28 protein-coding genes, 2 tRNA genes and 1 pseudogene are annotated in these 23274 nt (G+C 52.0%); 2 read left to right on the top strand and 29 right to left on the bottom strand.

What is annotated here, in order from left to right; genetic code table 11:
* The 8 genes and pseudogenes from HN413_08200 to HN413_08165 form a co-directional block, all read right to left on the bottom strand.
* Positions 1 to 242: hypothetical protein (locus HN413_08200; GenBank protein ID MBT3390377.1), on the bottom strand; the 242-nt coding region annotated here is incomplete at its 3' end.
* A gap of 405 nt (positions 243 to 647) precedes the next feature.
* On the bottom strand, positions 648 to 1016 hold the full coding sequence (locus HN413_08195; GenBank protein ID MBT3390376.1) for a hypothetical protein: 369 nt from the start codon (positions 1014 to 1016) through the stop codon (positions 648 to 650).
* Between the two features lie 259 nt (positions 1017 to 1275).
* Positions 1276 to 1911 (bottom strand): annotated as a pseudogene (locus HN413_08190) (hypothetical protein).
* Between the two features lie 490 nt (positions 1912 to 2401).
* Entirely contained in the window at positions 2402 to 2617 is a 216-nt protein-coding gene (locus HN413_08185; protein MBT3390375.1) for a hypothetical protein, read from the bottom strand.
* 38 nt (positions 2618 to 2655) lie between these two features.
* Positions 2656 to 3555 (bottom strand): site-specific DNA-methyltransferase, encoded by a 900-nt coding sequence (locus HN413_08180; GenBank protein MBT3390374.1) that lies wholly within the window; start codon positions 3553 to 3555, stop codon positions 2656 to 2658.
* Positions 3556 to 3898: 343 nt separating this feature from the next.
* The gene (locus HN413_08175; protein MBT3390373.1) at positions 3899 to 4267 is read right to left on the bottom strand and encodes a hypothetical protein; all 369 of its coding nucleotides are present in this window, start codon (positions 4265 to 4267) and stop codon (positions 3899 to 3901) included.
* A gap of 125 nt (positions 4268 to 4392) precedes the next feature.
* Positions 4393 to 5298, bottom strand: coding sequence for a hypothetical protein (locus tag HN413_08170; protein MBT3390372.1), 906 nt, complete (start codon positions 5296 to 5298; stop codon positions 4393 to 4395).
* 24 nt (positions 5299 to 5322) lie between these two features.
* A complete protein-coding gene (locus HN413_08165) occupies positions 5323 to 6309 on the bottom strand; it encodes an integron integrase (protein MBT3390371.1) in 987 nt (328 codons plus the stop codon).
* Here HN413_08165 and HN413_08160 point away from each other — a divergent pair.
* Positions 6290 to 6511, top strand: coding sequence for a hypothetical protein (locus tag HN413_08160; protein ID MBT3390370.1), 222 nt, complete (start codon positions 6290 to 6292; stop codon positions 6509 to 6511). The two genes, HN413_08165 and HN413_08160, sit on opposite strands and share 20 nt — an antisense overlap.
* Before the next feature lie 117 nt (positions 6512 to 6628).
* Here HN413_08160 and HN413_08155 read toward each other — a convergent pair whose 3' ends face one another.
* The 11 genes from HN413_08155 to HN413_08105 all read right to left on the bottom strand — a co-directional run bounded on the left by HN413_08155 (position 6629) and on the right by HN413_08105 (position 13950).
* Positions 6629 to 6787, bottom strand: coding sequence for a hypothetical protein (locus HN413_08155; protein ID MBT3390369.1), 159 nt, complete (start codon positions 6785 to 6787; stop codon positions 6629 to 6631).
* A 310-nt stretch (positions 6788 to 7097) separates the two neighbouring features.
* The gene (locus tag HN413_08150; GenBank protein ID MBT3390368.1) at positions 7098 to 8051 is read right to left on the bottom strand and encodes a hypothetical protein; all 954 of its coding nucleotides are present in this window, start codon (positions 8049 to 8051) and stop codon (positions 7098 to 7100) included.
* Positions 8048 to 8191 (bottom strand): hypothetical protein, encoded by a 144-nt coding sequence (locus HN413_08145; protein MBT3390367.1) that lies wholly within the window; start codon positions 8189 to 8191, stop codon positions 8048 to 8050. Before HN413_08145 ends, HN413_08150 begins: the two co-directional genes overlap by 4 nt.
* A gap of 1 nt (position 8192) precedes the next feature.
* On the bottom strand, positions 8193 to 8393 hold the full coding sequence (locus tag HN413_08140; GenBank protein ID MBT3390366.1) for a hypothetical protein: 201 nt from the start codon (positions 8391 to 8393) through the stop codon (positions 8193 to 8195).
* A 216-nt stretch (positions 8394 to 8609) separates the two neighbouring features.
* A complete protein-coding gene (locus HN413_08135) occupies positions 8610 to 9377 on the bottom strand; it encodes a hypothetical protein (protein MBT3390365.1) in 768 nt (255 codons plus the stop codon).
* Complete coding sequence (locus HN413_08130; GenBank protein ID MBT3390364.1) at positions 9377 to 9724, bottom strand: hypothetical protein; 348 nt, start codon at positions 9722 to 9724, stop codon at positions 9377 to 9379. Before HN413_08130 ends, HN413_08135 begins: the two co-directional genes overlap by 1 nt.
* A complete protein-coding gene (locus tag HN413_08125; protein ID MBT3390363.1) occupies positions 9714 to 9932 on the bottom strand; it encodes a hypothetical protein in 219 nt (72 codons plus the stop codon). The genes HN413_08130 and HN413_08125 overlap by 11 nt, the downstream gene beginning before the upstream one ends.
* A gap of 17 nt (positions 9933 to 9949) precedes the next feature.
* A complete protein-coding gene (locus HN413_08120) occupies positions 9950 to 10243 on the bottom strand; it encodes a hypothetical protein (GenBank protein MBT3390362.1) in 294 nt (97 codons plus the stop codon).
* A complete protein-coding gene (locus HN413_08115; GenBank protein ID MBT3390361.1) occupies positions 10243 to 10494 on the bottom strand; it encodes a hypothetical protein in 252 nt (83 codons plus the stop codon). The genes HN413_08120 and HN413_08115 overlap by 1 nt, the downstream gene beginning before the upstream one ends.
* Positions 10479 to 10679: a hypothetical protein gene (locus HN413_08110; protein ID MBT3390360.1), complete on the bottom strand. Its 201-nt coding sequence runs from the start codon at positions 10677 to 10679 to the stop codon at positions 10479 to 10481. Before HN413_08110 ends, HN413_08115 begins: the two co-directional genes overlap by 16 nt.
* A 316-nt stretch (positions 10680 to 10995) precedes the next feature.
* Positions 10996 to 13950 carry a hypothetical protein gene (locus HN413_08105; protein MBT3390359.1) on the bottom strand — a complete coding sequence of 985 codons (2955 nt, stop codon included), beginning with the start codon at positions 13948 to 13950 and terminating at the stop codon, positions 10996 to 10998.
* 60 nt (positions 13951 to 14010) lie between these two features.
* Here HN413_08105 and HN413_08100 point away from each other — a divergent pair, with 60 nt between their 5' ends.
* Positions 14011 to 14247: a hypothetical protein gene (locus tag HN413_08100; GenBank protein ID MBT3390358.1), complete on the top strand. Its 237-nt coding sequence runs from the start codon at positions 14011 to 14013 to the stop codon at positions 14245 to 14247.
* Between the two features lie 64 nt (positions 14248 to 14311).
* On the opposite strand, the gene HN413_08095 is transcribed toward HN413_08100, so the two are convergent.
* The 10 genes from HN413_08095 to HN413_08050 form a co-directional block, all read right to left on the bottom strand.
* A complete protein-coding gene (locus HN413_08095) occupies positions 14312 to 15211 on the bottom strand; it encodes a tyrosine-type recombinase/integrase (GenBank protein MBT3390357.1) in 900 nt (299 codons plus the stop codon).
* A 155-nt stretch (positions 15212 to 15366) separates the two neighbouring features.
* Positions 15367 to 15482, bottom strand: a tRNA-OTHER gene (locus HN413_08090).
* Positions 15483 to 15529: 47 nt separating this feature from the next.
* Positions 15530 to 15602: transfer RNA gene (locus tag HN413_08085), tRNA-Thr, on the bottom strand.
* 412 nt (positions 15603 to 16014) lie between these two features.
* Positions 16015 to 16296, bottom strand: coding sequence for a helix-turn-helix transcriptional regulator (locus HN413_08080; protein MBT3390356.1), 282 nt, complete (start codon positions 16294 to 16296; stop codon positions 16015 to 16017).
* A 538-nt stretch (positions 16297 to 16834) separates the two neighbouring features.
* Positions 16835 to 18166, bottom strand: a complete 1332-nt coding sequence (locus HN413_08075) for a hypothetical protein (GenBank protein MBT3390355.1) — start codon at positions 18164 to 18166, stop codon at positions 16835 to 16837.
* Positions 18167 to 18179: 13 nt separating this feature from the next.
* On the bottom strand, positions 18180 to 19505 hold the full coding sequence (locus tag HN413_08070; GenBank protein MBT3390354.1) for a hypothetical protein: 1326 nt from the start codon (positions 19503 to 19505) through the stop codon (positions 18180 to 18182).
* On the bottom strand, positions 19502 to 20074 hold the full coding sequence (locus tag HN413_08065; GenBank protein MBT3390353.1) for a hypothetical protein: 573 nt from the start codon (positions 20072 to 20074) through the stop codon (positions 19502 to 19504). The genes HN413_08070 and HN413_08065 overlap by 4 nt, the downstream gene beginning before the upstream one ends.
* Positions 20074 to 20874 (bottom strand): hypothetical protein, encoded by an 801-nt coding sequence (locus HN413_08060; GenBank protein ID MBT3390352.1) that lies wholly within the window; start codon positions 20872 to 20874, stop codon positions 20074 to 20076. Before HN413_08060 ends, HN413_08065 begins: the two co-directional genes overlap by 1 nt.
* Positions 20874 to 22760 (bottom strand): hypothetical protein, encoded by a 1887-nt coding sequence (locus HN413_08055; protein ID MBT3390351.1) that lies wholly within the window; start codon positions 22758 to 22760, stop codon positions 20874 to 20876. The genes HN413_08060 and HN413_08055 overlap by 1 nt, the downstream gene beginning before the upstream one ends.
* A 94-nt stretch (positions 22761 to 22854) precedes the next feature.
* A complete protein-coding gene (locus HN413_08050) occupies positions 22855 to 23250 on the bottom strand; it encodes a hypothetical protein (protein ID MBT3390350.1) in 396 nt (131 codons plus the stop codon).
* Between the last annotated feature and the right edge of the window lie 24 nt (positions 23251 to 23274).

Here is a 23274-nt window from a genome sequence, read left to right as displayed (position 1 = left end):
GCTTCATTTTCACCGAATTTCTGTGTCACCCATTTGGATAAGGTGGGCCACGCGAAAATGCCGCCTGTTGGCGCTACGGCATCCTCATTGGCTTCCCAGGTGAAGACCTTGTCAGGGAATAGGTTCGGCAATGCTGCGTGCAGAGCATCTTGGATAGCTCTCACGCCATCCCTGTTAATTCCAGAAACGTATATATTGTTGCTTGCGTGGTCGTGCATCATTTCCAAACTTAGTGTTGCCATTTCTCGTATTCTCCTTTTTACGACTTGCTTCACGGGGCGGCGTTTCAATCGTTGCCATCGCTGCCCATGATGTTAGTAAATAATTCCCCACAAATCCACTGCATGTTAAGTTAGAAAAGCGGGCCGGGTTCTCACCGACACGGAGCATATTCAACAATTTATGCGCCTATTCTCAATTGCGCAAGTACATTATTTGCTACTCGTAGGGATGAAATACAGGGATCATCGCCTTCTATGTGGCTCACCCGGAATTTCATAACTAAGCCCTAGCCGCTGTACCGCCGCTTTTCTATTTTCTGGCTTCCCAGATCGCACTCATCGGTTATACAGGGACATTACCGAATGCTACGGCCAGATTTTGTTATAAAGGTTCTACGGGGCTAGTCCCGCTTTCTAACGTTTGCATCAGCGGCTTGGCGGCGTATAGAAAACCGACCTGGCACAACTGATTTTATGATATGGATCGGGCTGATTGCAATCGGGGCAGATAGCCAAGTCCGCTGTATGTGTGGTTAGGTTGCCGCATGAACAACCCAATTCGCCGTTTGATGTGGGATCGGCGGCGATAATTTCATCGGCACGAAGCAACAACTGATACAACTCCGAGCGCGCATCCTGAAATTCATCGAAGCTGTGTTCTAGACTTTGCATAATGCGAAACATTTCTGTAAATTTATCGGCTAACATCTTCACTCCATTCTGGAACATCATCATACGGCATTCCTTCGCCGCACTGGCAACAACATGCCCAGCCTTCATATTCATCAGGTTCATAATATGTGCCTGGGTATCGCTTCCACTTGACTTCTACCTGCGGGTGCTTGCAATCGCTACCACAAGCACCGCTTCCCATACGATGCGGAAATTTATAGGCTGGGCATTGGCATGTTTTTGTTTGTGTCATTTTAGACCTACGTTTAGGCAAACTAACGGTTTAGGCCACCCGCTGTTTGCCCATATTGCCGTCGCTGGCTAAAACGCGAGCGGGCAAACAGTCGGGTGCGCCTGTTGTTAGTGATGCCGTGTGCGCAAGTTTGAATTCAACAACCCATACCCACGGGTTAACGTCCCATCCGTAGCCACGCTGTCCGTTGATGTTGTCCCAAAGCTCTGCAAATTCGACGCGTGGCATATACCGATCGTTTTTCATAAGCCCTTCTGCAAGCGCATTTTCTGTGCTGATTTCCTGCACACGCTCAACGCGCACATCCACAATATCGAGAGTGATCCGGCTCGCCCAGCGTGGCATAAAAATAGATGGACGCCAACTATCACCATGATTACCGCGTGCATCCATCCATTTGTACGATGCTTCCTGCGTGTTCTCGATTTCGATAAACGCATTATCGGCGCGATAGCGAATACCATCAAGGCCAGGATTGTGACTATCGTCGCCGAGTTCTTCAGCCCGCCAAGTTTCGCGCACCCAAAGCGTATCAAACGAACCATCTGAGTACACAGAACCATAGGGCGATCCGCTATTTCCGTAAAGTTCATGGAATAAATACGATCGAACATCACTATCAGAGACGTAATAAACTCCGCTGCATACCCATCCGTGACCGCGCTTAAACGGTTGTGGTTTCATAACGCGCCGTGTTTGCGTTTTGCGACCTTCAAGGATTGCTCTTACCATTTCGGTATTAAATAGGATTGGTTTCTCAGCCATAAATTTACTCTCTTTCAGGCATACTAACGTTTGGCTCAGGCGATTGGCGGCTGTTGCGCTACACCATCGCTAGAGAGATTTGTTGTTTGCTCAGTAGCCGCGCTTTCCGGCTCGGTAGACAATTCGCCTGCTGCCCTAGTTATGTGGCGTAGGGCATCACCGCACACAGCGCAAAGCATAGAGCCATAATAACGATCCGGGTATCTCATTTCGTCACATTTTTCGCAATAATACCCATCGGGCCAATTCCCTTGCTCGATTTGCCAGATCGAGAATATGGGGCAGTCCAGACAGCTATCCGGGCCGCCCTTATATAACTCACAATCATAGCATGGTGCAATGTATTCTGTTTCTGACATGATAATTTTAGCCATATAACGTTTGCATAAGGGGTTTCGGCGGGTTGGTGATGCGATATTGTTAACCGAAACCGTTGATAGATTGTTGCGCAGGATTTCTCGGCGTTAGCCGAAATCCGTTTCATGCCTAGTTAGGAGCGGGTAATAATACCCGCCGCTGTGGAAGCCAACACAATTACGCCAAATAATTCACCCAAAGTTGCATCAGAAATATTCTTCTGCAAGAACGAGAAAGTCTCTGGCCTACTGATTGTGACACCCCACAAGACAACAAGTAAAACAAGGAGTAAAACTAGAACTATTTCTGCTAACCCAGCATCACCGAACAGCCTTTTGAGTGTTTTCATATTTAAGCTCCTAACGGTTTCTTCACGCGCCGGGCGTTTCACCCTGACGCATCTTGGCCTGATGCCGTTGTAAATAATTCCGCCTGCTTACCCTCGGGCGATAGCCCGGTCGTCGTGGAAGTTTTGTTAGAAGGCGTGACGGTATCTACAAAAAGCGGGGGTTGAGCGCCTTCGACGCGCTTCCTGGCGATTGCACAGTAGTTCTCACTGATGTCAATACCGATAAACCGCCGCCCGGTTTGCTTCGCCATCTTGAGCGTAGTACCTGAGCCGCACATGGGATCGAGTACAATGTCGCCGGGGTTGGACCACGATAGAATATGATCACGGGCTAGGGCTTCGGGGTACATTGCGGGATGCTCAAATGCAAAATCATCCTTTGTGGTGTATCCTTTTCCGGTTTTATATTTCCATAGGTTGAGACGGCGGGAAAATCTTGGGACTTCCGTTTGCTTTCCATAAATAAGCTCACCGGATTTGTTGCGTTGACTACGTTTACCGAAATTCTTGCTACCAGCCCATTTGTTAGCCTTGTCTACTATTGGGTTGAACACAGCCGGAGAACCTTTTGAGAACACATACATATATTCAAAGCATTGCTGATAGCGATTGTCGTTAGATAATGGTTTCTCCGCAAAATAAAGCATAGTATCGTGCAAAGAAAAACCCAACTCGACAAAATGGATTGCTTGGCGAAAACTGGTACAGGTTTCTGATCCATCCTTGACCGCATCACCGACAACCCACACAACCACCCCGCCGGGTTTCGTGATGCGCCATAGCTGCGTAGCGATAGATTCAAAGTCGAAGGTATAACCTTCGTAGTCTCGAAGATTGTCATACGGTGGGCTGGTGACAGTGAGATCAATACAATCATCGGGCCATCCAGCCATGACTTCGGCGCAATTTCCTGCGATTACTTCGTTTACTGGTAACATCATTTCAGCCTTCTAACGTTTTATTCAGGGGCTTCGGCGGGGATAGCAGGTGGTGCATTGCTCAGGCAGGTAGCAGCCAGGGCAAGCTCCTATTTTTTCGCGAGACGTAGCCAAGTCGGGTGTAATTTTTGTTGGCAGAGCCGTGAGAGCTACATAATCAGATGCGCTGAATGGTTTTCCGAGAGCGTGATAACACGAATTGCACAATAAATAATCATTGCCTTCGTGAAAAGCCAGCCACATAAGCGCAAACTGAAATTCATTATGGCAATGTGTGCAGGTTCCGTTTTCATCATCTTCGTGCATTAGAGACTTCCTTTCAGGCTTGCTAACGGCCCGCGGTTCACGCGCCAGCCGATTTATTTTCCGAGACATCATTTGCCCCGGTTGATTTGCTTTTTGCGGCCACGTTTGCCCCAGCCGACAGGCTGGTCGCTGTGCTACCGCTGGTTAGGTTGCGTTTATCTTTCCATTTGTGTAACCATCGCTGCTCTTGTTCCTCCGAGCCACGATACAACGGATATGGACAGAGCTTATCATGTGGATAGCCAGCCTGAGTACCGCATAAGCAAATATTCATGTCGTACCTTTCTTCTATATTTCTCGCTAAAACACAATCATTTACCGCGCAAAATGACCACGGGAAATAGTGCATTTTATTATGCCACTCGTGCGCAAGATTTACAAAAACCATTAACCAGTCTGTTTTCAAGACAATCTCTCATTCGTTTGTCTGGGTGAGCGAGTGTGTCACGGCTTTGCGTTTCTCGCCTACCAACGGGGCCGGGCATCTGGCCTTGCGGTTACAGCCACCCAGGTAGCAACCTAACGGTTTATTCATTTGCCGGGCGGGTTTGCAAAAATACCCGGCATATTGAATTGACTGGCCGCAAAGCGCCGCGGCCTATCCGGGCGACTAGCCCGGTCTAATGCAATTTTGGTTAGGTGCGGATGCGATAAATCACCAACCCCGCACGAAACACACGCAGATTCAGTATCGAGTTCGCATAAATCAATGCCCAGACTGGCTTCGTATCGCTCTCGCAGTTCCGTCAATGGCAGCGGCGATACATTGCCGCCCGACTGATCCCTAACAATGGCGTAATTTTTGCGCACTGGATGATCTCTCATTGCGGTTTCCCAGTTTTCAATTTCTGCGTATCGTTCAGGATAATTTATGAGAGTGCGCAACCAATCGCCCTGCCCCTGCTTGACGCAGACGCCACCACAATTAGCGTGAGTGTAGCCTAGCGCGTACATTCTAGGTGGCTCAATGCACCAATCGTAGCGTACAACATCCGCATATTTACGGTATTCGATGGGCTTCCAGAGTAATGGATAGTCAACATCCCAACCGCGGGCATTGTAGTTTTTTGTAGTAGCTTCGCAGCGGTGAATTTCTGAGAAATCATAGCCAATGTGAATTGTTACCGGATCGCTGATTGTTTCCAGGTATGCAACAAACGGTTCAATTTTCAATCGGAACGTGCAAGGTGCAATTTTTTGATTTGCTATGATTGACTGATCCGCAAAAACCTGATACGGCGTGCGACCTTCTGCTAGGGTTGTTATTGGCATATTCCAACGGCGGCGGCAATCATCCATGAAGCGGTAATTGTCTCCGTCTTCGATTTTTGTATCCATGAATACGATTTCAACCGCCGATTTTCCATAGCGATTGATAACGCGCTCAACCGTGAGCGCAGATGATAAGCCGGTTGAAAAGCTAATGATGTGTTTCAAAATAAGCACCTAACTCCGATTCTCCTACTCCCCGCGGATAACACCCTTCTCCCGGACATTATCCAACGGACTCACAACCCCCGCCACACCCCCGGGGCGCATCACATGCGTGTAAACCATCGTCGTCTTCACATCCTTATGCCCCAGCAACTCCTGCACCGTGCGGATGTCATACCCGTCCTCCAGCAAATGCGTCGCAAAACAATGCCGAAACACATGCGGAGTCACCCGCTGCACCACACCAGCCACCCTGGATGCGCTGCGTACCGCCTTCTGCACCGTGCTCTCATGGATATGGTGCCGCCGCTGAACGCCGCTCACCGGGTCCACAGACTCATTCTCTGCCGGAAACACCCAAAACCAGCCCCAATCCTCGCCAATCGTGGGCTTCTTGCGCTCCAACGCATACGGAACCTGCACCCCGGGACGCTTTCGCTGCCGGTCAATCTCGTGAAACTTGCGTGCAATCACCATCTGATCAGTCATCCACTCGCACAGGCCGCGCGGTAGCACCGTCGAGCGGTCTTTCTGACCCTTGCCATCATGCACAATCACCACCCCGCGCCCAAAATCCACATCCTTGATTCGCAGCCTTAGCGCTTCGCTCAGGCGCATCCCGCAGCCATACAGCAAATGCGCCACCAAATCCTGCGGCGAACCTGCTACATTTTCCAGCACCGCCACCGTATCGGCCTTATTCAGCACCACCGGCAGCCGCTTCCCGCGTTTGGCATAGGCAAACCCCTCCACATAACCAATCTCCATCCCCAGCACCTGGCGGTACAAAAACAACAACGCCGCCAGAGCCTGATTTTGCGTACTCGCCGCCACGCGCCCATCCACCGCCAGATGCGTCAAAAACTCGCCAATTTCTTGCCTGCCCATCTGCTCGGGATGCCTCAGTTGATGATGGCGCACAAAGCGCTTATACCAACGCACATAAGCCTTCTCGGTCTTCAGCGAGTAATGCCGCGTGCGGATTTCGTTTCGGATGCGTTCTTCAATCGTCATCGCTCACCATCTCGCCTGTGCCGCCCGCACCAACTCCGGGCTTTCCAGCACCATCGCCCGCGTCTGCTCGCCACCCGGCGAACAGACCAACGGCAACAACGTCCACAGCGCCACATCGCACACCGCCCGCGCTTTGCAGTTGGTACAACCCGAGCGCCCAACCTCCACACTGCGCACCCGCCCAGATCGCCGCCGCTCATAGCGTCCCCGGCTCTTGCGGTTGCGCTCATCCGCGCATGCACCGCACCACAACTGCGTCGGCGTGTTTTGTGTAAACGCCGTGCGGCACGTATCGCACGCCCACGGGCGCGGGAAACCTTTAGGCGGCATCGCCAGCCCCCGCCGTCATCCATTTCAAATCGGCTTCCGTCACCATCAAATAATCATACTGCGCCAACCACGCCAGCGTAATCTCCGACGCAAAGCGCCCAAACCGACGCAACACCATCTTCGCCATAAATTCATACAGTCTGTTCATTTTGACCGGTTCCTTTAACGAAGAGCGCCCGCTCCAAATACCGCTAGCACCTATCGGGAACCGGTCAGTTCTTACGATGGGCCTTTTGCGATACTCAGAGCGGGCGCTCTTCGTACAATGGTTATTTGATTGTAAGTGTACGTCAGGCAACAAAAAGCCCATCCGTAAAAGTGAACTGACCGGTTCAAGATTCAGTATAGCAGAACTCAACCACGCGGTCAAGAGCATCTTAACACGCCCAACCCACCTCCCCCTCCGCCTGTGCAGCCCCAAAATGCACATCCGTCCATACATACACACGCATACATACCTATACATACCCAAAATCCTGTGTCAAAACCGCCTGTAGTGCCGTTGCGCCCCCCTCCGTCAGCACCCGCTCCGAATTCTCAACGCCCGGGTATTTATCCATCAAAACGCCCGCCGTCATCCAATAATCAACAAACTTCTCGTAACTGCCCCGCGTAAACGGCTTATTCGAGCCTGTCCAATTGCCAATTGCAATGCTGCCGCCGTTCAACGCCACTCGTATCCACTGCCTCAGCACGCGCTTATCCACCGGGTAACGGTGCCACAACAAAGACTTGCCCCCATTCGTCTTCACTTCCAGGCGCACCCGCTCCGGCCCCGACGCTTCCTCAGCTTCTTCCGCTTCCTCCTCCACCATTGGGCCGTCGCCCTGCGCCATCTTGCGCAACGCCAAGGCCACCAGTCCCGTCAACAAAACCGCCACCGGCGCCAGCCCCGCCAAACACCCCCAACGCCACACCTCGCGCCACATCGCCGCATCCGCATCAGCCCGTGCCCGCTCCGCCGACGCATCCTTGTGCATCTCATCCAAATTTGCTTGCATCAAGGCCACATAATCCAGAGTTGCCGAAGGCAGTGGAGAAAGCGAAGGCAGCGGACCCTGCTCGGTGGGGACCGGCGTATAAGTGGGCAACGCCGTAAATGTGGGATATGGGGTATAAGTGGGATATGGGGTATAAGTGGTGCCCGTAGGTTGTGCGGTAACACTGGCGACCAATACCGGAGCCACAATCGCTGGCTCCGTGGGGGATAGAGTAACCGAAACCTGCAACTCGCGCAGGGTAGCCGTCTCATGGCTACCCATGCCAGATGATGGCGTCTGCCCCTCCCCCGTCAACCACATCCAGCCGCCATACAACACCAGCAACACCGCCATCGCCACCATAAAAACAACCGCCAGGCGAGCAAAAATCCGCTCCAGCAAAGCCCGCGCCATCTCCCCCGGCATAATCATCGCATTTTCCCCCGATACAACCAAAACACACCCACCGCCACCACCGCCAGGGGCAGCGCCGCCAGCCCAACCAAAATCAATGCGGGCAAATACACATCATAAATCAGGTTTATCAGCAACGTGCTCGCAAAATTCTTCACCTTAGCCTCCAAAAAACGCAACTGCAATAATCATCAACACAAACGTACCCACCGCCAGGCCCAGCGTCAGCAACAGCGATAAAAACGCCATCCCAAAACTCTCGCGCTGGGGATCATCATCCGCGACCCAGGCGCACATCAGCTCAGGAGAGTTGATGTCACCGCGCTGCCTGCTAACCACTTTTCCGCTTCGCGTCTTCATACCAGCTCCTTTTCTCGCCACATATCGAACACTCAATCTCATAAAACGTACCCACCAACGGCCCACCCATCAGCGGCAAATCCAGCAACTCCTGCGCCGCCCACCCCTGCTGCCCGTTCATCACCTGCGCCGTGCGAAACAAATACAACGCCCACACCCCGCTGTGATACACCAGCCCCCCCAAAGCGTGTCCCTGTGCACACCTCCACGCACGTATCAACGCCGCCCGCTCCCATTCTCACTCACCACCAAATAATCTCTCTTGGCATACACAGACCAGTTGTAGCTCGTCCTTTCCGGCTTGCCAGTAAGTCGCTGAATCTCTTTCGTACTCTTACCGGCCAGTTTCCGCTTCCATTCCGCCGGTACATCGTGCCATGTCCGCCATTCGCCGAAAATCGCCGCGTCCTTGCCGTCAGTTTCCGCCGTTTTCTGCGCGACCAGTTCAGCTTTCCGCAACTCAATTTCGGCCAGTTTCCGCTCATGTTCATACTGGCGCTTAATCGCATTCGTCTCGCGTCGCTGCCGGGCGGCATCATCTCGGGTAGCGCGCGCCTCGCGTTCCATGCGCGTGCTCTGCGACCGCACCGCCACCGTCACCGCACCCACCACCGGCAACAGGCTCAACAAACCCTTATAAACCTTCACCGCACCGGCCTCCGGCGCAATAATCACATTCGATAGCGTAATCACAACCAGGTAAAACACGCCCACACCCACCACCAGCGCCAGCGGCTCCTGCGCATCATCTTTCTCCTTATTCCTGCGCCAAAAGCGCACACCCGTTTCCACCGTCGCAAAGCCCAACATTTCAACCCCGGCCCCAATCACGCCCGCCATCCACGGATCCCACAGCATAATCTGCGTCATGTGCAGCCAGGCAATATACACGCTCGGCAGCGGTGCCAGCAACGGCCCCAGCGCCGCCGCCACATCGGCAAGCCCCTCAATAAACCCATTTACACGCCGTCCAGCACCGTTCATCACGAACCACCCAACCTTTCACCTTTAACCTTCAACCGGCCACCCTCCTCCGCCGCCCGCATCACCTCCGCCCCCAACCGCCCCGGCTCCAGGCGCCGCTCAATCTCCACCTTCTCCAAATACCGGTTCAGGCAATAAATCACCACCAGCGCACTCTGCTCCTTAAAATTGCGCACCTCCTTATCGATCATCAAATACACATGGCTTGCCACCAGCTCCTGCGCCTCAGGCTCCAGCCGCATAAACCAGCTATACGCCCGCCGTGCCATCACATCCGAGCGCACCCCGCCCGGCTTAATCCGTGCCCGAAACAACGAGAGACCATTCCCATTTCGATTAGCTACCATCGCTCACTCCAATCCAAAAATGATTCGGCAATAACGTCTGACTGGCGCGCAGCGCCATCCCGTCCACAGCCTTTACAGCATCCGCCAGCATACCGGGATGCACAAAACACACCGTCGGCGTGGCCCCGTACTTCCGGGCATAATACACCCCCGCCCGTTTCACTTTATCCACCAGCGGGCGTTGCTGGTCGTTATCAAACCACAGCATCCCAATCTCCATCGTCATCACTCCGTTTCGCTCGTTTTCCAGAACAAATGTATAAACGTACCGCCATTTTTGAGTTTCCCGGTCACCTGCTGGGCATCGATCCCCAGCTCCCGCCGAATCTTATCGGCGCTCAGTGGCCCATCCCGCCGCATCACCGCCAGGTTGCACATCCCGTTCGAAAGGCGCTCATTCAGCACCACGTCCACGCCAGCCTCCAACAACGGCATCAGCACAGCATACGCCACCGCTACCCCCACCGCCGAATACAGCACATCCGTTCGCATAACCTCAGGAGCTTTGATACCACTCATCACTCAATACCATCCAAATCCCGGTCGGCACCCTGCACAGCCGTCTCAGCCAGGGCAGGCCCTTCGCCCGGCCCCACCCACATCCGCCGCACCTGCTCCCCATCGTCATACACCGTGCGCCAATTCTCATGCGCCGCATACACCCGCAGCGCATCCAGCAACCGCCGGGCCAGCTCCCGCCAATAGTGCAGCACAAATTTCAGGCGGTTAATTTCATCGCCCATCTCATCAACACTCATTTTTTTGGGCATTGGGTTTCCAGATATTGCTCAACTTGCGATAACTGCGAATCATTGAGCTGAAAATATTCATCTTTTTTGTGAGATTCTGCTGGTAATTCGATACCAATAGAGCCAAAAGCCTTCACAATATCGGTATAAAGATAATTATTTGCCATTTTGGTCAATCTTCGGTTCATTTTGTCGATATTTTTCATTATTTTCCCTTGTTTTTGCGCACTTTGAGCGCACATTATGCACACTTTACGAAATCAATCTTCACAGGCTATTTAAAATTTATGGAAAAAAACATAAAGAAACTACACAACGTGTGAAGTGCGCTGTTATTCTCGTATAATTTGCGCATAGATAGCGGTTTTATTGTCAAATAGTTGTGGGTATATTGTGAAACATTGTTACATTTCATCAACAATTCACTCCCGTGAAGATGCGCACTTTGTTTGGGGGTATAAGCGAAATAAAAATTTTTTTTCATTTTGGGCCATCACCCTGTTTAATGTGCGCATCTTCACGCTAAAGGCCATAGCGCAAGCGCAGGCCGTGCAAACGATCTTTGTTTAGCAGCATATATGTGCCATAGGTACGATGTCGGCCATCAACCACAAAACCAAACGTGCGTACTACATGCCCAATCTTTTTGCCGCTTAATTCATTATCGTTTTTCTTGGGACTATTACCGCTTTTGCCGCCATCGAGCGCAATTTGTTCATTCATCAAAATATTGGCACGCCATACAATAGATCCGAAATATAACCCAATCACAGAACCATCTTCATCGTAGATGGCAGCTTCGTGGTTGGGTTTCATCACTCTCGGAGAGCCTTCGCTCAAATCAATCCATTGGCGCTCTTTATATTCATTGCGCAAATTTTCGTCGGTGCTAATATCAATAATCGCTTCCAGCGTGCGCGCTTCCGTTGTCATTGCTCTTTCAGCCACTTCATATTTCATAAAGTTTTGCAGCAATTCTTCCACATCGGCTTTAACTTTTGGATCATCGGCCAGCTTCATCAGCCCAGCCGTTACCTGTTGTAAACGCAGCGTGACGCCTTTTACAAAATCCTTGTCGGTGAAAATGTGTTTTTTCCATGTTCTTAATCGCCATGTCAGCAGCCGATTGCGAATCTCCTCGGCTTCTTCGTAGAACACGGGCGGCAAAATAGAAGGTATTCCGAATTCGGATAATTCAATTTCGTCTACGCTAACAGTTTCATGTGTCAGGCAGCGGCTTTCCAATGCTTTATCCAAAAAACGTTTGCGGCTCGAAATTAGTTTTGGACCATATACTTTAAAAGTTTCCTGTTTATATCCCTTTTTGCCACCCCCTTCACTGGAGCGCAGCACCGGAATGCCACGCTGGAAGCCTGTGAGTAAAATCGTCATAAAATCGTTATATGTCTCTTTATTTTTGGTGTCCACTTCGTCCAGAAACAGCGTCCCCCCCCACTCGTCCAAAATGCGAAAAATAGGGGATACGGTTGTCGCTCCGCCCGTTTTGATGAGTCGATAGCACAAATACCCGATGCGCCAGATTAATTGGGTCTTTCCGCTGCCGTAGTCGCCCAGCGCTCGTAAATAGGGCACAATCGAAAATGCGTCATAAACCCATGTCAGCAATACATAGTATGCAGACAACCGGCACCATTTCATATCTGTCCAGAAGAAATACCGTTTCAAAAAGCTATAAATATCATCTACTAATTCGACTGTTTCTTTTTCTTCGCCCAATTTACCAGGCACAACAATCGTACATTCTTCTGGCTCCATTTCGGCGTAAAGGTCCATAGCTTCAATTGGGGGTATATATTCAACATTGCCAATCGTCAGACTTTTGGCTTCGCCAATTACGCCATCCGGGTCACGGTACGCAAATCCCGGTGTATTGGTCTCTCGGTCAAAAACAATCTCTACCATCCACGTCCCTACGCTGCCATCCGGGCGCTGCTCATGTATTTTTTGCCCGATAAATTCAACAATATCCAGCGATTCCTTTTCATCTTCCTCTTTGCGCTCTAGTTCTTCTTTCTGGCGTATTTTTTTTATTTGACGATCCAGCCATTGCACACCCTTGCCGGTCGCGTCGCCAATATCCTTACGATAAAAATCATATTCTTCCCCCAGGCGCTCCGACAGCTTCACAATCTTCCCCAATATATACTCCTGGCGTAGCAACGACAAACTTTCCAGCCCCTGAGTGAGATACAGTACATAAGGCTCAGAATTATCCATCAATTTGCGTGCCTGTTCTCGCTGGGCCTTCACAGATGCGTTCTCGTTATTTTTTTTCGTTGGCTCCAACGCTGGCACCAGCTCCGATTTGAGCATATCCTGCAGCCAATCATTCGCGTCTTCGCCATTTTCCTGATCTACCGGAAAAGTCAGCACTCGCACCAGTGGGCCAATCCCATCCCCAATCCGCCCTATCGCCTTCCTGCCAGTTTCACCGTTATCGGTGCCCGCAAACACGCGTTTGACATTTTGCAAATGCTCTTCCACATCTGCACCCATCCCGGCGCTAACCAAACATTCACAGGCCACGCCCCACTGCCCCCAGGTAATCCCATCGGCAGGTCCTTCGGCAATCACAACTTCATCAGCGCTGGGGTGGTACAGATGGTTAAAATAGCGCGGGCGCTCCCCCACCAGCACTTTGGGTAAATTCCAGCTTTTATAGTCCTTATCGGCAATCAGCACCCCCTCCCCCGCACCCCCTCCCCATTTTAAGTTCCGGGCAGAGAAATACACAATCCGCCCCCGCTCTACGTGTGGGTACACCAACCTGGGGAAATCCAGCAACCCCCAAATGCGCCCTTTCTTTGCACTCTCTGGCAGTTCATCAAAATTGACATCGTACTTTTTACACCAATCACGTATCCCATCTACCCCACGGATTGCTTCCAACCCCAGAACAGCCACAGCAGCAGGAGCAAGCGGGTCATGTTCGTACATGCGCATCTCGCCCCGCAAATCTTCTTTCAGTTCCGGTGTGGCCCCTGTGAACCCCAACCGCGCCTTATGGATAGTCTCATCCGTCCAGCCCCGCCCGCGGGCATACGCCACAGCAGCAGCATTGGCCCACAACTGCTTTCCGAGCCAATTTCCAACAATATCCCACAACTCAGTCCGCTCCCTGAAAGCCACAGCAGCAGGAGAAGCGCCGCGGTTAGAAAACTCAGGCATGGCTTCGCCAGCCAGATCAGCCACAAAACGCAACGCTTCCATGAAGACGGGTCTATCCCCATAGGTTTGCACAAATGTAATGTGGTCGCCAGTCCAGCCCTTAGAACCTTCATCGCCATAATGAAAATAGTTGCTGTGCTGCGGGCATATCACCAGGCTCTTGGGCGATGTGGCCCGGTAATTCCCCCCGCCATCCTTCCTGAGAGAAAATCCGCATTTCTCTACCACATCCGTGATGTCAACCTTGCCTTTTACCCGCTCGATGAATTCGTTGAAGTCATTTTCCATAGCTGAACCTTTTCCTGTAAAAATTTGTGCAATATTTTCCTAAAGACGTTTTCTTCAAAAATGCTCGGCATTCACAGCGGCCTGAGCGCGGGGTCGGCCAAAACCCCGATGAAAGGTACACCCCCCCCTACCCCCCTGTATACCCATGCCTTATGCGACATCCCCGCAGGCGCTTACACACCCCAGGGGAGCGTAAAACCAGCCTGCCACACGCTCAAAATATCGCATAAGGATACTTATTCGACACACAAGCCGCCTTTTCTGGGACACAGCCAGCCACGCCACGCTGCGCCGTGAAAACGTGAACATTGCGATTCTCTCTGCTACTGCCTTAACTGATACAGCGGCGGCGTGCATCTGGCTACAACCCTTCGGCCATGCGCTCGAGGTCGGCATAGTTGGCTTGGTAATAACGCTCTGTTGTGGACTGGTGCTGATGCCGTGCGAAGTGCTGCACAAACCCCGGCGGGTTGTTGATTGTGCCATCGTCATTGACGGCCAGCCTGCGCACGAACGTATGACGCAACCAATGCGGCGTGATGTCGTCACAGTTCTCGATACGCGCATCGACTGCCAACTCCTTGATGCGCCGCTGCATGGTGCGAGCGGTCACATCGAATATAAGCTCACCATCCGGCGCTATGGACAGCCACGCACTGACGGCTGCACGCGCTTCGAAATTCAGCGGCAAGATCGCATCGGTGTTGCGCTTGCTGTTTCGTATTTCGACGCTACCACTACGTTCGCGCAGCAGTAGATATTCGCGGCGCATGTTCACAACTTCACTCACCCGCAACCCGGCATAGAGCATCAACGAGAAGGCTGCCCAATCGCGGACTGCCGCTTTGCGCTCGGCTGTGCCCAGACGGGCACGGTTGACGTTGATTTCCATCTGTCGCCGGAATGCCCGAAACTCTTTGGGCTTGAGCCAATAGGGCGGCAGGGTGCGCTGATCTTGCTCAGGGACGCCATGCAGCGGATCCCCCATAATGTAATTCTGCGCTCGGGACCATATTGCAAATGCGGCCATAGATGCCCGGCGACGGTTCCAGGTGCTGGCCTTGACACGCGCCTGCTCGATACAATAGCGCCTGTATTCGCGCACATCGGCGCCCACCAGTGAGTGCGGATCGAATTGGCGCTCGTTGGTGGTCAGGAACCAATCGGCGTAGATGTTCATGTCGCTGCTATAAGCGCTGATGCTGTTGGGCGCCATACCCTCAGTTTCGAGATAATTACGGAATTCGTTTTGCCAGTCCATTATTCACCCTCAATTTGTTGTAAAAATAGCCAAAAATACACAGGAACACCACCGAGCCTATTGCGGCAGTCCAAAACGTCTGCGAATCTTTTACAAATCCATTCAAAAACTGTCCCAAATTCACTGGTCGTCTCCTGACTATGCTATGCTTGTAATTGAGCGGGCGGGATTCGAACCCGCAGGGACCTTCAGCACAGGAGTAAAGCAGTCCCAGGTTTCTCCTTTTTGTTGCAAGCTCCTATTTAACCGCCGTCCGTTCGGCTTCCGCTCGTTAGTTACTGCGGCGAGTCGGTCCCATCCGACTCCTCCTCCGCAGAGAGCACACGGCAGGCTTCGAACCTGCGGCCTGGCCCTTACGAAGGGCCTGCTCTACCAATTGAGCTACGTGTGCTGATGTTGACCGCAACCCCGCCATGCAGACGCCTATCCATGCGGCGGGGTTGTGATGGTTGTAAGTATTACGTGCGCTGAGAGCGCAACTATGCGTTCTGCCGAACTAAATGTTCGCCAAATAAATCATCAAAGACTTCTCGCATCGGTCGCGGGTTATCGCTCTGCGCCTCCAGAATCAGCGCGGTATTAAACAGACTGGCCGCGTCTGGCTTAATAACAATGGTTTTATGTGGCGGTTTAACATTGATATTTATTGATCGTCCACGAAAGCGGCGTTTCATAACACAATCTTCCCTGGCGGCAGGCTGCAATTTGAGCCGCCGTTTCCAGCGGCACGTAGACGATGACCAATTCGACTTCCATACACCATGCTCACCACCGTCCTCCTCACAAGTCCGGCCTGATTGCTCTTACTCGGGTAAATAAACTGGCTCATCTAACGCCCATATATGCGGCTTCAACACAGCCAAGACTTCGTGCGCCCAATCAAAACGCCAATCTCGGTGATACAACAAAACCAGCACCACATCCTGATACAGTGGTTGCTGGTTTCCTTTTTCCCATGCCGATATATTCTGTCTCGATTTCGCGCTCATTCCTGGAACGTGCTCAAACAACACTTCCCCGAATTGCTCCTGAGTAAGTTCCTGCTCTTCTCTATACTTGGTTGTGATCGTTGAAATATTCTTCATATTTGATGGCTCGTCACCTGCATTAACGTATCGTTTATGAACGTGGACAAAGTATACACAAATATAAACCCGTTGTCAATAAGTATTTACAGATTGGCAACGATTTAATCAATCAGCAATTATGAAGCTGGCAAGGTAAATACTCCAGACCCCCGCATATTACGTGCTATCGCCCATGCTTTGCGCCGCCCGGAAGAATCGATATTACGCGCCGCAGGCATTATGCCACCACCGCGCGAAATGAACCCCCTGCTTGAAGAGATTAACGAGTTGCTTAGTTTGCTCCAAACCATCACCGCAGACCGGGACGACAAAACAATCCTTGCCGAAATCCACTACTACTACCCGCCCCCCGAACTAAAAAAAAACGCTGATATAAAAACTGTGCCTATGGGCCATGCGCCCGTGGGGGCCCTTGTCTATAGGCACAGTTTCATGCTTTCTCTAAGGAGCAAACGCAACCCATAACAGGTGCGATTACGTGGCGGTCAAAGTCGTCTAAGGGCATAATATCGGAACACCACTTTCAGGTTTTATCCTAAAACATCACCACTTGCTGAACAAAGCCAGTGCCATACTCAACCGTAAGTATTGGGCGATCCCCCGGCGTTGCATGATCCGATGATCGTATCGTCATAAATTCAAACGTGTTTGGTGATGCGGGCGGGGGATCATTGTCATAATCAAGACTTGATCTCAAACTGTAATAGGTATTCCCCGTTTTGCTAACCCACCCCGTATTGAGATTGCCGCTTACATACTGCGTTCCGGCTACTAATCCAGATGTGTTCTGCCAAATTGCATCATCTAATGTCCCAGACAGACAATTATCATACGCCGCTTCTCTATTACCAGACGCTATTGGGTCTTGACTTGACCAATCTTGTTTCACAATCTGCACATCTAAATTATTACCTGTTACTTGTACTGCTTCGCACGTCAATTTTAGGTTGACCTGGGTAATTGTATCTCCATCTGGAATAGATGATGTATCAAATTTACAGAATTGACGAAGAATGTGAAATGTAGTCGAGTACGAATACGCTCCTACGCCGTTCGCCGCATCGGATGTACCATGCGAACTAGCCGTGCCTCTTGCCGTAGACCAACTAGAACTTATGCCCTCGATATACCCATCTGCCGTATCACCGCTAAAATCAGGGTCAATGGTTAGCGGGAATTTCGCCAACTCAATATCAATAACCAATACACCAGTGTAAATATACTGAGATACGCCCACTTTTTTTGCATAACGTAATGTCTTTAGACGACGCCCGCTATCGTCATAGCTGTGTGGCTCCGGAAACACATACTCTGCAAAGCGCGGTAATTCTGAAACAAGACCATCAGGAAGATCATAATCAATCAACGTCTCGACACATAAAATATCACCGGATATAGCCTGCCCGAAACCCGCCGGAACAGAATTGACAACAATATTTTGCTTTATGCCATCTTCTTTTAGAAAAGTGTGCTCGCTAAATAACCGTGTTTCGCGAATCATCGTATTATTCGCTACAACCCCACTCGGTAATACAATCAGAGGCGTAAATTTTTCTTGACGTGGCCTATATATCCCAATCCGTGTATTTCGCTGGCTATGCCGCAGCGCCATAATCGTGCCGTCCAAATCAAAACGTGTTGCAATTCCGGGAGCGCCGTATTTACCTGTGCTGCTATCTAATTGCAATCTGGTCGATATAGGTTTCCACAGACCATCGGAATCGCGATAATGACAAGGGGCGCCGGTAAAATGCGCCCTCACACGCCCGCGACCCAAATCGAAATGCAAACCATGCCGCGCCCGCCGCACAATTTGACGTCTCGAATCATCGCTTTTTGCCAAAAAGTCATCCGTCCAGCTACTCATGTGTTATAAAATCCTATGGTAATTGCGCAACGATTGCAACAGTTAATCCATTGGGAGCTGTGCCGCTGTGTACAGCATCAACGTCAACATATAACTGGTCGCCTGTTGCAAGGTCGTCGTTAGCCGTATTGATTACACCGTCATTGGCGTAATATTCTGCGCCGATAGTGACTTTTGTGCTCATTACATCTACATCTGAGCCAGATCGCCGTCGCCGTAATTGTATATCTGTCGTTCCGGTTACGCCCTGCGTATGCACAAACGCATAGCAATCAACGATATTCCAACCGTTCAACTCCGCGGTGATCCCTATGCCAATAGTCCCGTCGCCAATAGAAACGGCTGTATCTGATTGGGTGTGCATGATCTCGATTATCCGTTTGCCGTAATCGCTGCCCGCTAATCCGCCTGGCGTTATATGCCTGTTTGCAGCCGTCCCGGTTGTAGTTTCACCGGCCGACGCGCTTGGTGAGTGCTCATCTGCAACAAAATCGGAAAATCCATCGTGATGCGCCCCGCCCGATATCGCCGCCCCAGCCGCGGCCACGTTAGTACCATCGGTTACATCAGCTCCATCCTCAACATTGAGCAGTGTTCTAGCCTGTGTCGCAGTGAGTTCCTCCGAATCGCCTGATCCAGCAGAAATGCGCCCCAATAGCCGATCTTGAGCCACATTAGAAACAACGTCCACCGTCCCACCCGCTGCGCCGTTCACCTGATCCCACACCGCCGCGCCCACGCTATTATCGGTGCAAACAAACGCATCCCCGCTAACCGTATTCACCCAATGCGCCCCCACCAAATAGCCATCGTTGGCATCATCGTTGACCGTAGGATCAACCGTATCCAGTATCGCATCCGCCCCCGCCACATCATTCATCGTCGCAAACGGATTCGCCCCCGTAGGCGAGTTAGCGCTATCCATCGCATCAAGCTGATCCGCCGAAACATGATACCCATTCGTTGGCGGGTCATCCAGCGCCAGATCAGTGGCAATATCGCCGCGACTAAACCAGATGCCCTCCTGCGCCGTGACCGTTGCCGTGGCTGTTTTGACTTCAATTTCATAGCGATAATCGGCTTCCGAGAGCGCGCCCGTATCATCCGGTGCAGGGGTTACATCGCCCGTATAATCGGTGCCCAAATCCCATTGCGTGGGGTGTGTGGAGAGCTTGATCTGCACATACAGCGTGCCATCCACCCGGTTGCGGATGTACAAACGTGCCTCGGTAATATCCACAGCCGCAAAGGGATGCGTAAACGGGATGGTGCGGCTGCTATGCCCGCCATCCCCGCGCTGGTAAGTAATATTAACTTTAGTGGGTATATAGTCTGTCATATCCTACTCCGCAATATCATCATAAATGGGCTGGCAATGCGATATTCAATCGTCAGCACCGGCGCGTATGCCGGGTTGGTGGCATAAACATACAGCGCACGGATGTCATCGTAGCTGTTATATTCGTCAATCATTACCATCAGCGCATTGCCAGCTACCCAGGTGGGTTTGTCAAATATGCCTTGCAACACAGATGCAATCTCCGGCGTCTGCACGGCCTGCCCGTTGGACCATGCGGCTGTGATTTCCCATGTTACCGATGCCGATGTGCGCACCTTTGATGCGTGATCGGCTTTCGATGTGGGCGCACTTGCGTTGGCCACATCGTTAGCTTTGATATACACCCGCACCGTCTCGGTTTCGGCGTAAGCAAACCCATCGATATAGGCGCTGACAATCGATGCGCCACGCGGCACCAATACATTCGGGAAGCGGATAAAAGCATCCCAGTCATACCCGGTCATATTAGGGTATTGACCGAAATCGATCACATTCGTGCCAAAATCACCGTTATCGTTGCTATACCCGGCATCGCCACTGACCGTACAGGTGCGTGTAAATATCGGCATTATAGTTTCTCCAGCGTATACATCATCGTCCAGCCGGTCGTGCCGGTGCCAGCAACATCGCAGTCATGCCGAATCTCATCGCCCGATTGCAAATCCACATAACTGCTATTAAGTACCGGCGGCGTAGCCGCCGTGGTGGATGACTTCTCGCTCACATCAATCGTGATCAACGTCGAAAGAATATCCTGCGCGTGCCGCTCATGGTAAAGCTGAAAAGTGGGCGTGCCGCTGCTGGATACGCCATGCACCATCGCATGAGCCGCAACGATTGAATACCCATCCAGCTCAGGATGTATCTGCCAAACAAACTGATCATCCCCCGTCACCAACGCCGAATCATGCGGGATGACCGTAAACTGCAAATAATATCTCGGCGGCACATTCGTACCCACGGCCAGGTACGTGTTACCAAAACGCATCACCCACACAAACTGATTCAATTCTCGCAGCGCTATCTCATCGCCGTAGCCCTGCAAAACGATATTCCCCACCCCGGAGCGCAAAATCACCGTGCGGCTGGCGCTGGCGGGTGAGAGCCACGCAAACTGCCCATTACCTAGACCGCCCAACGTATCCAGGTAATCTTCCGCCGCGTCCGCTTCGGTATCCACCACCGCCCGGCCCACATTGCTCGCCAATGTGACCGCTCCGGTCGCAATCGTCACCTCAGCGCCATCAGTAATGCGCTGCGTGGCGTACAAATAGAGCAAATTCTGCACCATGTCTGTCAGCAAATCCGTTGTAATCGGCTGCTCGCTAGTCCACGGGTCTGGCAAACCGGTATTCCATTGTGCGGTCATCAAACTACCTCAAGTAATGTCGTTTCCATCCGAAACGCGCCATCATGCAGTTTGCGCATTCGGGTAATCCAGTAATCACCATCCAGGCTCAGGCGTTCGTGCTGCGCTGTGATCCGGTCTGCTAATTGCAGCTCAGGCCGCCCCGGCATAGAGACCGTAATCTCGCTGCCCGGGTCGCTTAGGCTGTCTCGCAAATCCTCAGCCAATGTTTCAGCCACGCTCAAATCCTGCATATATTGCGCAGCCGCATCCGAGAGTGTGTAGGTGCGCTTGCCGTTTAACCCAATCGATGTCGCGTTTTCGCGCACCGCCCGCACACCCCCCAGCTCTTGCAGCGGGTCTCCATCAATAGTGATCGATGTCACGGTTTCATCACTGCCGCCGCTGTTGGTAAATACCAGCGTCCCGCCCCAGGCATAGGCCGTCCAGCTCTGGATCGTAATATGCGCCCCACCGCTAAACACCGGGGTCTGCACATTCATCGCCGGTCGCTCGGCATAATATACCGTCAGCGATTTTGTATCGCCTGCCGGAACCGTTACCGTTTCCTGATAGCTGTAAATCTCCTGCGTGCTGCCCAGCGTCAGCGGTCGCACGGGCACCACAATTCGGTTACGCATCCGGGCCTGATCCCAGCCTTCGGTGGCGCTCAAAATATCGTCAATATCGGTCAGCGTCACCACGCTGGTGGTTTTGCTGGCCAGATGTTCCCGGTTTTCGAAGGTCAGACGGTTCATTTCATCGATATAAAATGTGCCGCCCTCGCCTGCCGCCAACGTTTTCAGGTGATTAAAATAGGATCCGCTCTCAAACCACGAATAAGCAACTTCGCCGCTGGTGGTATCAATCACCATGTCGCTGGGGTCAAGGCCAAACGCTGTTGCCAATATCGTCACCAGCTCGCTGATGGTTTTATCTTCCAGCACCGTAGATGTGGCATAATCTTCCTCGCTCATGCGCTTGCCACGGTCCCACCCCACCACCTTAACGGTCGTATCGCGGCTCCCGGCTTCCCATACCCGGCTGTAAAACACGCCCTGTTGCAGCATCTCTGTCGTTCCATCTGCCAGCGTCACGCCTTCCCACACCGTGATCTTGCGGTTGGCCACCAAATACGGCGCATACAACGAGCCAGAGTTACGGTAAAACACGCCATCCACATTATCCAGATACAACGTCAGCTTGTTGATGCTGGCATTGCCAATCGGCAGCGACTGGCCATCATGTTCGCGCTCGCTCAAAATCTCCCAACTTTTGATGCGGTCGCTCACGTCCACTGTCAGGCCCGCTTCAAACTCCAGCAATTTGGCAAAACTGGTAGGATGATTAACTTTTGTAATCACAATCTTGAGCTTGTAAATCTCGGTAATTGCGCCCAGGTCGTGATCCCAACTTTCGGCGCTGTTGCCGGTCACGCTCTCGGCCACCGTCCAGCCCACGCCATCCGTAGAATAAGAAACCACAAAATCCACCGGAATACCCAAATAGCTGTTGGCCCACCAGCGCAGCGTGCGCACATCCACCGGGCCGCCGTAATCCAGTTCCAGCGTTTCGCCGCCGCTGATGTCGCCATTCGCGTCGCTCAACGAGTTCCCAAACCAGCCTGCCGAACCCGTGCATGGATACAGGTCTTCACCCGGGAAAACCCGCTCATCGCCGCTGCCCGCCGCATACGGGTCTGCAATCGCATAGCGCCGCGTGCCTGCCGATTTAACGTTATCCACCACGCTTTCCTTCGGCACCACGCTGTTGTGGCCTTCATCTGCTGTAACCGCAATTGCCGCGCCAATCGTCTCATTATCCACCAGGGCAATCTCCACCTGGCTGACCATTGTGCGCTCATTGGCCGTTATCGCCGTCAAATACTCACTGGTTACGCTTTGCATAAAATCCTTTTGTGAGCTGTGCGAACACAGGTTTTTACTCCACGAGCATCACGGACGTGCATAGCACCCGTGAAGCGAGTTAGGAGTTTCGATGTCATTCTTCCACCACCACCATTTGCACGCGCCACGCATAATGCGGTGTCACCTGCGAGCGGTCGGCCTGAAAACTCTCAATCTGCACATTCACCGTTTCATACGTACCCAACTCCGCGGGCATTCTCAGCACCAGCGAACCGCCCGTCAAATACATTTGCTCCAGGCTATATTTACCCGTGGCGTAATCCACCACATCGCTGTCAAAACTGGGCAAATGACTCCAGGTCAGCGTCCAGCGCCGCTTGCGCGCAATAACATCTTTTTTCAGCGTGCCCTGATCGGTGCGGTCTTCCCGCTTCAGCTCAAAATATTGCGGCCCTTTGAAATTTGCCGTCACTGTCGAGAGCTTTTTCTCAGCGCCCTCTGTGCCCAGATAATAAAAAACGTCAGACATAAAGTCCACTCCATGAACACAACA

This window comes from Chloroflexota bacterium (genome assembly GCA_018648225.1).
Classification (GTDB): domain Bacteria; phylum Chloroflexota; class Anaerolineae; order Anaerolineales; family UBA11858; genus NIOZ-UU35.
Note: the sequence above shows the minus strand (reverse complement) of the source record. Positions and strands in the feature narration are given on the sequence as shown.